Genomic DNA, 13,702 nt, shown 5'->3' with positions numbered 1-13,702 from the left:
CCCGCGGCCCCGTTGTCCTCGACGCGGCCGGCTTACTGCTGCGGCTGCGCCAGCAGGTCCGTGATCCGGCGGATCGAGGCGCGGCGGTTTTCGCGCACGTCGCCTTCGACCGGGACGCGCAGGATCTGTTCGCCGTAGCCCTGCACGACCATGTTTTCCGGCGGCACCTGGAAGTATTCGGTGAGCGCCAGCGCCACCGATTCCGCGCGCCTGTCCGACAGGGCGAGGTTCGACGCGTCCGAGCCGACGGTGTCGGTGTGACCCTCGACGATGAAGATCTCCCTCGGGTTGTCGCGCACCGCGTCGGCGATCACGTTGCCCAGCACCGCAAGCTGCTGCGCCTGTTCGGGCGCGATCGCGGCCGAGCCGGTGTCGAAGGTGATCGCCTGGATGTCCACGGGCGCGACCAGCGCCCGCACGGCGGGAATGTTGCGGATCTGGCTCAGCGTGAAGCGGCGGTCCACGCCGACCTCGCGCCGCAGCGCCTCGCGCAGCTCGTCCTCGGTGAACGGGCGGGTGGTGTCGAGCACGGGGCGCGCCGGCGGCGGCAGGTCGGCCACGTCCACCGGCTCCACCTCGACGGTGTCGTCGATCAGCGTCGTGACCGTCCCGTCGGCCCGGACGAGCGACCGGCGCAGCACGCGCAGGTCGGCGTCGCGGATCGTCACGACGCGGCTGCCATCCTCGCGCAGCACGCTGGTGCGGCTGGACCCGTCCGCGAAGTTCTCGGTCTGGACGGTCGAGCCGGGGCGCAGCAGCAGGGCGTTGTCGTTCTTGATGACCTCCTGGCTGCCGTCGGGACGGGTGACGATCACGCGGTCGCCGGTGTTCAGCGCGACCTGGCGGTTGTTGGACAGCATCTGCCCCACGACCAGCCCCGCCACGCCGGCGAGCGCCATGCGCGCCAGGTCGTTGCGGTCATCGTCATCGTCGTCAGCCCCGGCGGCGGCAGTGGCGGTGCCTTGCCCGGCGGTGGTCTGGGTCGCAGCGCCCGCACCTGCACCGGCCGCCGCGCCCGCGGCCGCCGCTGCGGCGGCGTCGCGGATGCTGGTCGTGAAGTCCTCGGCCGAGGACCGCGCGTTCTCGTTCATGACGACGGTTTCAACCACCTCGCCCGTGGGCTCCGCCGGCGCTTCCAGCGCGGCGGCGGTCGGCGGCGCGGTCTCGGTTGCGGCCTCCTTGGCGGCTTCCGTCACGGCCGCGCGGGTCTCCGGCACGGGCTCGGCCGCGCTGCCGGCGCCGAGCGCGTCGCGGAGCTGGTCTACTGTCGGGGTCGAGGCGGTGCCGGCCGGCTGGCCGGGCTGTGCGGCGGCGCCGGGCGCCGTGGCCGCTGCGCCGGGGGTGCCCGCCGTGGGCGGGGTGGCGGGGGTGGCCGGGGCCGACCCGTCCGTGGAGCCGCCCGGCGCGGTTTCCGGCGCAGTGTCGGGGGTAACGCTTGCCGGACCGGCGGCGCCGGCATCTGCCGGCTCGGTCGCGGGGGTCGCTGCGTCGGTGGACGGCGCCGCGGCATCATCCGCCTGGTCCGCGCTCAACGCGCGTTCCAGTTCGGTGGCGTCCGGGCGTTCTTCACCTGCGGCGGGGGCATCGGCCGCGGTGGTGTCGGCTGCGGAGTCGCTGGCCGCCGGTGCATCGGCGGCGGGGGGAACCGGCGCGGCATCGGACGCCGCAGGCGCATCGGTCGCCGCGTCATTGCCCCTGTCGGCATCAGTGGTGCCGGCCGCGTCGTCCTGCTGATCCGCGCTCAGCGCACGTTCCAGCGCGGCGGCGTCGGGCCGGTCAGTCGCGGTCGCATCCGCCGCAGGCGCGTCGTCGGCAGGGGCATCGGAAGCGGCATCGCCGGCAGCGTCGGCGTCGGATGCGGCGGGGGCCTCGGCCGCGGGTTGGGCCGCCGGGGCTTCCGGCGCTGCATCGGCCGGGGCTGCGGCCGGTTCCGCGGCGGGCTCGACCGAAGGTTCGGGCGCTGCTTCGGCGGCGGGTTCTGCCGTCGTCTCTGCCGCGTGCTCGGCGGGGGTGTCCGCCGCAGGCTCGTCCGCCGCCGGGGGCTCGGCCGGTGCCGCAGTGCCAGCAGCCGGGTCAGCAGCCGGGACCGGCGGCACCGTGGCCGCGTCGGTCGCGGTCGCGGGCGGCGTGGCCTCGTTCTGGGCCAGCACCGCCACCGGATCCGCGGCGCTCGTCTTGTCCGTCCCAGGCCGGGGCGCCGAGAACATGACCGCATCCGGGTCGAGGGTCAGGTTGCCCTGCGCGTCGGCCTGGTGCGTCTGCATCATCTTCGGGGCGAGGAAGATCGTGCCGTCCTCGGCCACTTCCACCGCCACCCCGCGCGGGGTGAAGCGCAGGCCGGCGGGGCAGGGGGTCGGCGCGTTCATCGGGCAGGTCAGCTGTTCGGCGGTCAGGCCCGCGTCCAGTTCCATCTGCAGCGCCTTCTGCAGGTCCGGCATCTCGGTCGCGCGGTCGCTTGCCGCCTGCGCGGCCTCGGCGTTCGGCGTGGGCGAGACGGCAGCCTGCGCGATCCCGGCGTGGGGCATGAGCAGGGCCACGCCCACCGCGATGGCCGTCGAGTTGTTGAAGATGCGACGCATGGTTCCTCCGCGTGACAGCATGATCCGGTCGGGTCGTGGCCTTTCCGGCTTGCAACCGTAACGGGCTCGGGCCGATGCCGTTCCCGACAACTGCGTGACAGCGGCGTGATCCGCGCGCGCCGGGCGTGCGAAACGGCCCCCGTGCCATTGAACCCCCGGGGCCGACGTTCTATCCGGGATTGCAACGCAGGAGGAAAGAATGGCCCTGAAGCCCAAGGACGCGCCCGACCTGAACCGGTTCGACTGGGAAGACCCGTTCCGCCTGAACGACCAGCTGACCGAGGAAGAGCGGATGCTGCGCGACGCGGCCCGCGCCTACGCGCAGGAGCGGCTTCAGCCGCGCGTGATCGACGCCTACCGCGAGGAACGCACCGACCCGGAGATCTTCCGCGAGATGGGCGCGATGGGCCTTCTGGGCGTGACCGTCCCCGAGGAGTACGGCGGCCTCGGCGCGTCCTACGTCGCCTACGGCCTTGTCGCGCGCGAGGTGGAGCGGGTGGATTCGGGCTATCGCTCGATGATGTCGGTGCAGTCGAGCCTCGTGATGTACCCGATCTACGCCTACGGGTCGGAAGAGCAGCGCATGAAGTACCTGCCGAAGCTCGCGACCGGCGAGTTCATCGGCTGCTTCGGCCTGACCGAGCCCGACGCGGGCTCCGATCCCGGCGGCATGAAGACGACGGCGCGGAAGACCGCGGGCGGCTACGTGCTGAACGGCACGAAGATGTGGATCTCGAACAGCCCCATCGCCGACGTGTTCGTCGTCTGGGCCAGGTCCGACGCGCATGGCGGCAGGATCCGCGGCTTCGTGCTGGACAAGGGCATGAAGGGCCTGTCCGCGCCCAAGATCCAGGGCAAGCTGAGCCTGCGCGCCTCGGTCACGGGCGAGATCGTGATGCAGGACGTCGAGGTGGGCGAGGACGCGCTGCTGCCCGGCGTCGAGGGGCTGAAGGGTCCGTTCGGCTGCCTCAACCGCGCCCGCTACGGGATCAGCTGGGGCGTGATGGGCGCGGCCGAGTTCTGCATGCACGCCGCGCGCCAGTACGGCCTCGACCGCAGGCAGTTCAACCGGCCGCTGGCGAACACCCAGCTGTTCCAGCTGAAGCTGGCCAACATGCTGACCGAGATCGGGCTTGGCCTGCAGGCCTCGCTGCGCGTGGGCCGGCTGCTGGACGAGGCGCAGGCCGCACCCGAGATGATCTCGGTGGTGAAGCGCAACAACTGCGGCAAGGCGCTGGAAATCGCCCGCATGGCCCGCGACATGCACGGCGGCAACGGCATCTCCGAGGAGTTCCAGGTCATGCGCCACGCCGCGAACCTGGAGACGGTCAACACCTACGAGGGGACGCACGACGTCCACGCCCTGATCCTGGGCCGCGCCATCACCGGGCTGCAGGCCTTCGCATGACCGGGGCGGCGCCCCTGCAGAAGTTGCGCGTCGTCGAACTGGCGCGCATCCTCGCCGGCCCGTGGATCGGCCAGACCCTTGCCGATCTGGGCGCGGAGGTGATCAAGGTCGAGGCGCCCGAGGGGGACGACACGCGTCGCTGGGGCCCCCCGTTCATCGACCGGCCGCGGCCAGATGGTACGACCGAGCGCGTCGCCGCATATTTCCACGCGGCGAATCGCGGCAAGACGTCGATCACGTGCGACTTCACCAACGCCGATGATCTGGCCCGGCTGAAGGACCTGATCGCGACGGCCGACGTGGTGGTCGAGAACTTCAAGGTTGGCGGCCTGAAGCGCTTCGGACTTGATTACGACAGCCTCGCCGCGTTGAACCCGCGTCTGGTCTATGCTTCCGTCACCGGCTTCGGCCAGACGGGTCCGCGCGCGACCCAGCCGGGATACGACTTCCTGGTGCAGGGCATGAGCGGGATCATGGACCTGACCGGTGAGCCGGGGGGTGAGCCGCAGAAGGTGGGGGTTGCATGGATCGACATCTTCACCGGGCTTTACGGCGTCATCGGGATCCAGGCGGCGCTGGCCGAGCGTGAACGTTCGGGCAAGGGCCAGCACGTCGATCTTTCGCTGCTGGATGTCGGCGTGGCCGTGCTGGCCAACCAGGCCATGAACTACCTGATCGGCGGGACGGTCCCCCAGCGGCTCGGGAACGCGCATCCCAATATCGTGCCCTATCAGGTCTTCCCCGCTTCCGACGGGCACCTGATCATCGCCTGCGGCAACGACCGGCAGTTCGCCGCCCTGTGCCAGGCGCTCGATCTTGGCGATCTGGCCGCCGACCCGGCATTTGCGACCAACCCGGCGCGGGTCGGCAACCGCGCCACTCTCTGCGCGAGGATTGCCGCCGCCACTGCCGCGCGGACCCGAGCCGATATCCTTTCCGTCCTGGAGAGGGCGGGCGTCCCTGCCGGTCCGATCAACACTGTCGGCGATGCATTGGCCGAACCCCAGATCGTTTCGCGCCGGCTGGAGATCGAGCTGGACGGCATCCCCGGCCTGCGCACCCCGATCAGCTTTTCGCGCAGCAGCCTCAGGTTGGAGCGTGCTGCGCCGATGCTGGGGGCGGGGAGCCTGTCTGTCGCTGAATGACCTGGGGCAGCCGGCCTGACGTCCGGATGGCGGCCACGGCGCTGTCGGATCACGACGAAGAATGTGAAGCCCTTTCGGCGCCGTCATCCGGGGATAGTGCAGCAGCGCCACGGTTGAACGGCGCGGCGCTGGTGGCGGTGGAGCGCGGCCGAGCGACCAAGCCATCGTGAAGCCGAGGCGTGGCGGCCTTCACATTCGACCGTCCACACGGCCCGTGGCACGATCTACCGGGACGCCCGGCGGACCGCCAGTTCCAGTGCATCGAGGAAGCGCGAGCGATCCGCTTTCGTGAACCCGCGCCCGCCGCCCTGCCTGAAGGGGTCGGCGGCGCGCAGGTCCGCCAGCAGGTCGCGGGTCGCGACGATGTTGCCGATGTTGCCCGCGTTCAGCGAGGCGCCGTCATGTTTGAGAACCTGCGCCCCGGCTTCCACGCATCTCGCCGCAAGGGGGATGTCGCCCGTCACGACCACGTCTCCGGGGCCCGCGCGGTCGGCGATCCACTTGTCGGCCTCGTCCGGGCCTTCCGGCACGATCACCGTCTCGATCAGCGGGTTTGCCGACGGCCTGATCCCCCCGTTCGAGACGATCCAGACGCGCAGGCGGTGGCGGGTGGCCACGCGCTCGACCTCGGCCTTGACCGGGCAGGCATCCGCATCCACGAATATCGCCATTCATCCCCCCTTTTGCTGCGACAACCCCACCGGACGGCACGCGCAAGGCCTGCCCGTAACAGCATCGCCGCCAGCCGTTCAACCGCACAGCCGGGTGTGGATCCCGAACTCGCGGTCGAGGTAGCGCAGGCGCGGGCGGCCGGGATCGTCGGACCGCTCGCGGTCGAGCAGGTCCAGGTCGCCCGGGCTCGTGCCGGGCCTGTCCTCGGGCCCGTCCGCAGGCCAGTCGCGGTTCCTGCTGTCCCAAAGCACCAGCTGGCATTCGGCGTCCGCGCGCGCGTCGGCGACGGTCGTTCCGTCGTCCCCTTCGCCCAGCGTGACCACATAGGCGCGGCGGCGGTCCAGGCCCAGCAGCCGGAAATCAAGGGGCTGCGGCGGCTCGATCCACGCCGTCCCGGCGCCGAACAGGTCGTCCTCTCCCTGCCAGTCGCGGCCATGGGCGAAGCGCAGGCGCCATTCGCCGGGCGGAAGCAGCAGCCGGAAGAACTCGCCGCCGCGGATGTAACCCGCCATGACCGCGCGGCCGTCCTGCGGGTCGGCCACGAACAGCACGTAGTCGTCGCCGGCCGGCGTCTTGACGACGAGCGGGAAGGTCGCGGGCAGCCCGCTGCGGTTCCACATGAGCCCGGCGCGCGGGCGGTCCTCGGCCACGGCGACGGCGGGCGGCGCGACCACGGGCGGGACCGACAGGATCAGCAGGGCGAACAGCCGGCGCATCGCGACTCCTCCCCCGTTCCATCTAGGAAGCGGGCGGGGCGGTTGGAAGGGCGGGGGCCGCAGGGTGTGGGGGCCGACCTCTCCTGACAGGCGCTGTCGGGAGGGCTTGCCGATGGATGGTGAGGCGGGGTCGGCCCACTGCGACGGAGGGGGAGCGGAACGGCGGGACCGCCGCTTGCGAACTGGAGATGCGGAAATATCCCGAGGCTCGCACCAGCCGCTGAACATCGAGCCGTCCGGCAGCGGGCACGGCCGACGCCCCCCGGGGTAACCGCTGACAGCAACCCCGCAGGGAATCGGCTTGCCCGTCGCGGCCAACGCGCAGAAGTTGGCGCCAGCCGCGCGGACCCCGTGCCGCGCCCCCATGCGAGGTTGCAACGATGTCCCTGACCGACAGGCTGTCTGCCGAGCTCGACCAGATCCGCGAGGACGGGCTGTGGAAGCCCGAGCGGGTCATCACCTCGATGCAGGCCGGCCGGATCGAGGTCGCGCCGGGCGGGTCGGTGCTGAACTTCTGCGCCAACAACTACCTCGGGCTTGCGAACCACCCCGACCTGATCGCCGCGGGCAAGGCGGCGCTGGACCGCTATGGCTACGGCATGGCCTCGGTCCGCTTCATCTGCGGCACGCAGGAGGACCACAAGGCGCTTGAGGCGCGCATCGCCCGCTGGCTCGGGACCGAGGACGCGATCCTGTATTCGTCGTGCTTCGACGCCAACACCGGCCTGTTCGAGACGATCCTGGGCGAGGAGGACGCGATCATCTCGGACGCGCTCAACCATGCCTCGATCATCGACGGGGTGCGGCTCTGCAAGGCCAGGCGGCTGCGCTATGCCAACAACGACATGGGCGAACTGGAACGCTGCCTGCAGCAGGCGGGCGACGCGCGGACGCGGGTGATCGTGACGGACGGCGTGTTTTCGATGGACGGGATCATCGCGAACCTGCCCGCGATCTGCGATCTGGCAGAGCGATACGACGCGACCGTGGTGGTGGACGACAGCCACGCGGTCGGCCTGACCGGGCCGCAGGGGCGCGGCACCCCCACGCTGCACGGGGTCGCCGACCGTGTCGCCATCCTGACCGGCACGCTCGGCAAGGCGCTGGGCGGCGCGTCGGGCGGCTATGTCGCGGGGCCCGCGGCGGTGGTGGCGATGCTGCGGCAGCGGTCGCGGCCGTATCTTTTTTCCAACGCGCTCGCGCCGATGATCACGGCCGCCTCGCTGACCGCGATCGACCTCGCCCAGGCGGGCGACGACCTGCGCGCGCGGATGGACGCGAACGCCGCCCGGTTCCGGGCCGAGATGGGCGCGGCGGGCTTCACCCTGGGCGGCGCGGGGCATCCGATCATCCCGGTGATGATCGGCGACGCGCGGCTCGCCGGCGACTTCGCCGCGCGGATGCTGGAACGCGGCGTCTACGTCACCGGCTTTTCCTTCCCGGTCGTCCCGCGCGGGCAGGCGCGGATCCGCACGCAGATGTCGGCGGGCCACGACGACGCCGACCTCACCGCCGCCATCGCGGCCTTCATCGAGACGGGGCGCGAGCTGAAGGTGATCGGATGACCAACATGATGCGCGCGCTGGTGAAGGCGCGCCCGGAACCCGGCCTGTGGCTGGAAGAGGTGCCGGTCCCCGAGCCCGGCCCGACCGAGGTGCTGATCCGCGTGAACAAGACCGCGATCTGCGGCACCGACGTGCATATCTGGAACTGGGACGAATGGGCGTCCAGGACGATCCCCGTCCCGATGGTGACGGGGCACGAGTTCTGCGGCACCGTCGCGGAAACCGGCAGCGCCGTCACCCGCTTCCGGCGCGGGCAGCGCGTGTCGGGCGAGGGGCACATCACCTGCGGCCATTGCCGCAACTGCCGCGCCGGGCGGGGGCATCTCTGCCGCAACACGCTGGGCGTGGGCGTCCACCGCGCGGGGGCGTTCGCAGACTATCTGTGCCTGCCCGAAAGCAACGTGATCCCGGTCCCCGACGACATCCCCGACGAGATCGCGGCGATCTTCGACCCCTTCGGCAACGCCGTCCACACCGCGCTCAGCTTCGACTGCGTGGGCGAGGACGTGTTGGTGACGGGCGCGGGCCCCATCGGCATCATGGGGGCGATGGTCGCGAAGGCGGCAGGCGCGCGCAAGGTCGTCATCACCGACGTGAACCCGGTCCGGCTGGATCTTGCCCGCAGCATGGGGATCGCGCACGCGGTCAACGTGGCCGACACCGACCTCGGCACGGTCATGGCGGAAATCGGGATGCGCGAGGGGTTCGACATCGGGCTGGAGATGTCAGGCGCGGCCCCGGCGTTCCGGCAGATGATCGACAAGATGAACAACGGCGGCAAGATCGCGATCCTGGGCATCGCCCCGGCGGGGTTCGAGATCGACTGGAATCTCGTCATCTTCAAGATGCTGACGCTCAAGGGCATCTACGGGCGCGAGATGTACGAGACCTGGTACAAGATGATCGCGCTGATCCAGTCGGGCCTCGACCTGCAGCCGCTCATCACCCACCGCATCGGCGCGGAGGCGTTCGGGACGGGCTTCGCCGCCATGCGCTCGGGCGAGGCGGGCAAGGTCGTGATGGACTGGGGCTGAGGGGCAGGGATCGGCACGGCCCCGTCGCCGTCCGCCGGACGGGCGACGCGGGCGGGCCGGCCGTGCCCCGCGCCCTTCGCCCCGCGCTAGGCGATGCGCGCCTTGAACCCCGCGCGGCCCCGCACCTATGTCATGGCCCAAAGGGCGGGGCTGACCTGACTGCCGCCTTCAGAAGGATTCTCCGCATGTCCGGCATCATCGAGATCGAGAACCTGTCGAAGCAGTACGGCAGCGGCACCAGGGCGCTCGACGACGTGTCGCTGTCGATCCGCGAGGGCGAGATCCTCGCGCTTCTCGGCCCGAACGGGGCCGGCAAGACCACGCTCATCTCGATCATCTGCGGCCTCGTGGTGCCGACCAGCGGCACCGTGCGCGTGGGCGGCCACGACATCCGCACCGACTGGCGCGCGGCGCGCAGGCTGATCGGCCTCGTCCCGCAGGAAATCGCGCTCGAGCCGTTCGAGAGCGTCATCGATTCCGTCCGCTACACCCGCGCGCTTTACGGCGAGCCGCCGGACGACGCGCATGTCGAGGCGGTGCTGCGCAGCCTCGCGCTGTGGGGCAAGCGCGACGCGGCCACGCGCGAGCTGTCGGGCGGCATGAAGCGCCGGGTGCTGATCGCCAAGGCGCTGTCGCACCGCCCCAAGGTCCTGTTCCTGGACGAGCCCACCGCCGGCGTGGACGTGGTCCTGCGCCGCGAGATGTGGGATGTCGTGCGCGACCTGCGCCGCAGCGGCGTCACCATCATCCTCACCACCCACTATCTGGAAGAGGCCGAGGAGATGGCCGACCGCATCGGCGTCATCGACAAGGGCAAGCTCGCCCTCATCCAGACCAAGGCCGAGATGATGGGAGAGTTCGGTCGCAAGACGCTGGTGATCGAACTGGACACGGCGCTGCCCGCGCTGCCCGCCGGCCTGGCGCGGCCGGGCCTCGCGCTGTCGGACGACGGCGCGAGCCTCGCCTACGACTACGACACCAAGGCCGAGCGGACGGGGATCGCGCGCCTGCTGGGCGACCTTGCCCAGAACGGCGTCGGGGTGCGCGACATTTCGACCACCCAGTCCAGCCTGGAAGAGATCTTCATGAACCTCGTGTCCGAGACGCCGCGGGTGTCCGCATGAACCGGCACGGCGCAGCCGCGATCTTCCGGCACGAGATGGCGCGCTTCTTCCGCACCATCTGGCAGTCCATCGCCTCGCCCGTCCTGTCCACCGCGCTCTACTTCGTCGTGTTCGGGTCGGCGATCGGCGGGCGGATCCAGTCGGTCGAGGGGGTGCCCTACGGCGCCTTCATCGTTCCCGGCCTGATGATGCTGACGGTCCTGCAGCAGTCGGTCAGCAACGCCAGCTTCGGGATCTACTTCCCGAAGTTCAGCGGCACGATCTACGAATACCTCGTCTCGCCCGTGGGCTGGGTCGAGATCACGCTGGGCTTCGTCGGCGCGGCCGCCGTCAAGGCGATCCTGATCGCGTTCCTGATCCTCGCCACCAGCTATTTCTTCGTCGAGATGCACGTCCTGCACCCGCTGTGGATGCTGGCGTTCCTGTTCCTGACGGCGCTCGCCTTCAGCCTCCTGGGGTTCATCATCGGCCTGTGGGCGAAGTCGTTCGAGCAGCTGCAGGTCGTGCCGCTGATGGTCGTCACGCCGCTCGTGTTCCTCGGCGGCGCGTTCTATTCGGCGGACATGCTGCCGCCGTTCTGGGAAAGCGTGGCGAAGCTGAACCCGGTGCTCTACCTGATATCCGGGTTCCGCTGGTCGTTCTTCGGCCTGGCCGACGTGCCGGTGACGGTGTCGCTGCTGGCCGTCGCGGCGATGATCGTCGTCTGCATGGGCATCATCCGCTGGATCTTCGCGACCGGCTGGCGCCTGCGGGACTAGCCGCTCACCCGAGCTTCCCGCAGGCGGCGCGGATGCGGTCGCAGGCAGCCTGCAGGTTCTCGGTCGAGGTCGCGAACGAGATGCGGAAGAACGGCGACAGCCCGAAGGCCGATCCGGGCACGACGGCAACGCCCGCCTCCTCGACAAGGTAGGTGGCGAAGTCGGTGTCGGTCTCGATCACGCGCCCGTCGGGCCGCGTGCGGCCGATCACGCCCGCGCAGGACGGGAACAGGTAGAACGCCCCGTCCGGGGTGCGGCAGCCCAGGCCGGGAATGCTGTTGAGTTCCCGCAGGCACAGGTCGCGGCGGGCCTGGAACACGGCGTTGCGTTCGGCGAGAAAGCCGATCGGGCCGTCCAGCGCCGCCACCGCCGCCGCCTGGCTGACGGAACTGGGGTTCGTCGTGCTCTGCCCCTGGATCGTCGCCATCGCCTTGATGAGCGTCGCCGGACCCCCGGCATAGCCGATCCGCCAGCCGGTCATGGCGTAGGCCTTGCTGACGCCGTTGACCGTCAGCGTCCGGTCCGCCAGCCGCGGCTCGACGGCGGCGATGGTCGCGAAGGGCGCGTCGTCGTAGAGGATGTGTTCGTACATGTCGTCGGTCATCACCATGACGTGCGGGTGATCCAGCAGCACGTCCGCCAGCGCCCGCAGCGCCTCGGCCGGGTAGGCCGCGCCGGTGGGATTGGACGGAGAATTCAGGATCAGCCACTTCGTCCGGGGCGTGATCGCGGCGCGCAGGTCGTCCGCCGACAGCAGGAACCCCCGGTTCTCGCCGCCGGGCACGATGACGGGCGTGCCCCCCGCAAGCCGCACCATGTCGGGATAGCTGACCCAGTAGGGCGCGGGGACGATCACCTCGTCGCCGTCCTCGACCGTCGCCATCAGCGCGTTGTAGAGCACCTGCTTGCCGCCGGTCCCGACCGTGATCTGGTCGGTGCCGTAGGTGAGCCCGTTCTCGCGCGCGAACTTGTCCGCGATCGCGCGCTTCAGCTCGGGCGTGCCGTCCACGTCGGTATAGCGGGTCTGGCCCGCGTCGATCGCGGCCTTGGCGGCGTCGCGGATGTGTTCCGGCGTGTCGAAGTCGGGCTCGCCCACCGACAGGCCGATGATGTCGCGGCCCGCGCGGCGCAGTTCGTTCGCGATCCGCGTCATGCCGACGGTGGCCGAGGGCTTGACCGCGCCCATCCGCGCGGCAAGCGGCACGTCGAAGACGGGGTGGCCGGAAACGTCGGGCGGGATCATGAGGCGGTCCTTTCGCATCGCCCCGGAACGGGCGGGGCCGGGCGCATTGAACACTGCGCCCGGCCCCGGTGGAACCACGTTTTCGGCAAGGCCGCCCCTGCGGGCGGACCGCATCAGCCAAAGAGCTTGGTGGCGACCTCGGCGATGCGGCGGCCCTGGTAGCGGGCGCCGCCGAGTTCATCTTCGGACGGCATCCGGCTGCCGTCGCTGTCGGTGATCGTCGTCGCGCCGTAGGGCGAGCCGCCGCGGACCCGGTCGACGCCCGACTGCCCGCCATAGCCGTAGTCGAGGCCCACGATCGTCAGCCCGAAATGCATCAGGTTGTGGATCAGCGACATGACCGTCAGCTCGTTGCCGCCGTGCTGGGTCGCGGTCGAGCTGAACGCCCCGCCGACCTTGCCGTTCAGCGCGCCCGTGGCCCAAAGCCCCCCGGCGGTGTCCCAGAACGCGGCCATCTGCGAGGGCAGGCGGCCGAAGCGGGTGCCCGCGCCGACGATGATCGCGTCGTAGTTCGTCAGTTCCTGGACCGTCGCGATGGGCGCCTTCTGGTCCATCTTGTAGCCCGAGCTGCGGGCGACGTCCTCGGGGACGGTCTCGGGCACCCGGCGGATGTCGACATCGGCCCCCGCGCTGCGGGCCCCCTCGGCGACAGCCTCGGCCATCGCCTCGGTGTGCCCGTAGGTGGAGTGATAAAGGACCAGAACCTTGGCCATGTGGCGTTCCTTTCGTGGAATGTGTTGCCGTGCAAAACGTCTGGCCCTGATCTAGCCGCTCCGGAGCCTTCGCAGAACTGCGACGGAATGGATTGAGATGATCCAGAATGTGGAACGAACGCGGCATCTGGCCCGGTACGCCGAAGCGTTGCATGATCGGTGCCGCCCCCACACGCAGGAACACCCATGCCCCGCAAGATCCTTGTCCTGAACGGCCCGAACCTGAACCTGCTGGGCCAGCGCCAACCCGAGGTCTATGGCCGCGAGACGCTGGCCGACGTCGATCGCGCCTGCACGACGCTGGCGGCCGAGCTGGGGGTGGAGGTCGATTTCCGCCAGTCGAACCACGAGGGGCAGCTGATCGACTGGATCCACGAGGCGCGGGGTTCCGCGTCGGGCATCGTCATCAACCCGGCCGCCTACACCCACACCTCGGTCGCGCTGCTGGACGCGCTGTCGGCGTTCGACGGGCCGGTGATCGAGGTCCACATCTCAAATGTCCACAAGCGCGAGGACTTCCGCCACCATTCCTTCGTCAGCCTGCGCGCGGACGGGGTGATCGCCGGATGCGGGACGGAAGGCTACCTGCTGGCACTGCGGCGGGTCGCGTCGCTGACGCGGGGGTGATGTCACGGCTTTGAAGCGGACGGGTTGCTGTTCCGGCAACGCCCGGCGGCCAGACCGGCAACCGCAGGCGTACCGATGAACGATCGGCGTCCGGCGCTCCGGCCATCAAGCAGATGGC

12 protein-coding genes are annotated in these 13,702 nt (G+C 70.5%); 7 read left to right on the top strand and 5 right to left on the bottom strand.

What is annotated here, in order from left to right:
• Positions 1-32: 32 nt before the first annotated feature.
• Positions 33-2,579, bottom strand: coding sequence for an OmpA family protein (locus ELI80_RS16575; RefSeq protein WP_328592250.1), 2,547 nt, complete (start codon positions 2,577-2,579; stop codon positions 33-35).
• Positions 2,580-2,778: 199 nt separating this feature from the next.
• On the opposite strand from ELI80_RS16575, the gene ELI80_RS11695 reads away from it, so the two are divergent.
• Together ELI80_RS11695 and ELI80_RS11690 are read left to right on the top strand one after the other, a co-directional pair.
• On the top strand, positions 2,779-3,987 hold the full coding sequence (locus ELI80_RS11695) for an acyl-CoA dehydrogenase (protein WP_136652102.1): 1,209 nt from the start codon (positions 2,779-2,781) through the stop codon (positions 3,985-3,987).
• The gene (locus ELI80_RS11690; RefSeq protein ID WP_136652101.1) at positions 3,984-5,132 is read left to right on the top strand and encodes a CaiB/BaiF CoA transferase family protein; all 1,149 of its coding nucleotides are present in this window, start codon (positions 3,984-3,986) and stop codon (positions 5,130-5,132) included. The genes ELI80_RS11695 and ELI80_RS11690 overlap by 4 nt, the downstream gene beginning before the upstream one ends.
• 224 nt (positions 5,133-5,356) lie before the next feature.
• Here the strand turns inward: ELI80_RS11690 and ELI80_RS11685 are convergent, their stop codons facing one another.
• Positions 5,357-5,803 (bottom strand): YaiI/YqxD family protein, encoded by a 447-nt coding sequence (locus tag ELI80_RS11685; RefSeq protein ID WP_136652100.1) that lies wholly within the window; start codon positions 5,801-5,803, stop codon positions 5,357-5,359.
• 78 nt (positions 5,804-5,881) lie between these two features.
• The gene (locus ELI80_RS11680) at positions 5,882-6,520 is read right to left on the bottom strand and encodes a hypothetical protein (protein WP_136652099.1); all 639 of its coding nucleotides are present in this window, start codon (positions 6,518-6,520) and stop codon (positions 5,882-5,884) included.
• Between the two features lie 380 nt (positions 6,521-6,900).
• Between ELI80_RS11680 and ELI80_RS11675 the strand changes: the two genes are divergently transcribed.
• From ELI80_RS11675 to ELI80_RS11660, 4 genes are all read left to right on the top strand, one after another.
• A complete protein-coding gene (locus tag ELI80_RS11675; RefSeq protein WP_136652098.1) occupies positions 6,901-8,085 on the top strand; it encodes a glycine C-acetyltransferase in 1,185 nt (394 codons plus the stop codon).
• 8 nt (positions 8,086-8,093) lie between these two features.
• Positions 8,094-9,119, top strand: a complete 1,026-nt coding sequence (gene tdh, locus ELI80_RS11670; RefSeq protein WP_201740626.1) for an L-threonine 3-dehydrogenase — start codon at positions 8,094-8,096, stop codon at positions 9,117-9,119.
• A gap of 185 nt (positions 9,120-9,304) precedes the next feature.
• The gene (locus ELI80_RS11665; protein WP_136652096.1) at positions 9,305-10,243 is read left to right on the top strand and encodes an ABC transporter ATP-binding protein; all 939 of its coding nucleotides are present in this window, start codon (positions 9,305-9,307) and stop codon (positions 10,241-10,243) included.
• On the top strand, positions 10,240-11,001 hold the full coding sequence (locus tag ELI80_RS11660) for an ABC transporter permease (RefSeq protein ID WP_136652095.1): 762 nt from the start codon (positions 10,240-10,242) through the stop codon (positions 10,999-11,001). The genes ELI80_RS11665 and ELI80_RS11660 overlap by 4 nt, the downstream gene beginning before the upstream one ends.
• A 4-nt stretch (positions 11,002-11,005) precedes the next feature.
• On the opposite strand, the gene ELI80_RS11655 is transcribed toward ELI80_RS11660, so the two are convergent.
• Both ELI80_RS11655 and wrbA read right to left on the bottom strand, forming a co-directional pair.
• Entirely contained in the window at positions 11,006-12,244 is a 1,239-nt protein-coding gene (locus ELI80_RS11655; protein ID WP_136652094.1) for a pyridoxal phosphate-dependent aminotransferase, read from the bottom strand.
• 113 nt (positions 12,245-12,357) lie between these two features.
• Entirely contained in the window at positions 12,358-12,957 is a 600-nt protein-coding gene (gene wrbA / locus ELI80_RS11650) for an NAD(P)H:quinone oxidoreductase (RefSeq protein WP_136652093.1), read from the bottom strand.
• Between the two features lie 186 nt (positions 12,958-13,143).
• On the opposite strand from wrbA, the gene aroQ reads away from it, so the two are divergent.
• Positions 13,144-13,584 carry a type II 3-dehydroquinate dehydratase gene (aroQ, locus tag ELI80_RS11645; RefSeq protein ID WP_136652092.1) on the top strand — a complete coding sequence of 147 codons (441 nt, stop codon included), beginning with the start codon at positions 13,144-13,146 and terminating at the stop codon, positions 13,582-13,584.
• Positions 13,585-13,702: the final 118 nt, after the last annotated feature.

The sequence above is a fragment of the Paracoccus aeridis genome, from assembly GCF_004923205.2.
In the GTDB taxonomy this organism is placed as follows: Bacteria; Pseudomonadota; Alphaproteobacteria; order Rhodobacterales; family Rhodobacteraceae; genus Paracoccus; species Paracoccus aeridis.
This window is presented reverse-complemented; position numbering and strand designations above follow the sequence as displayed.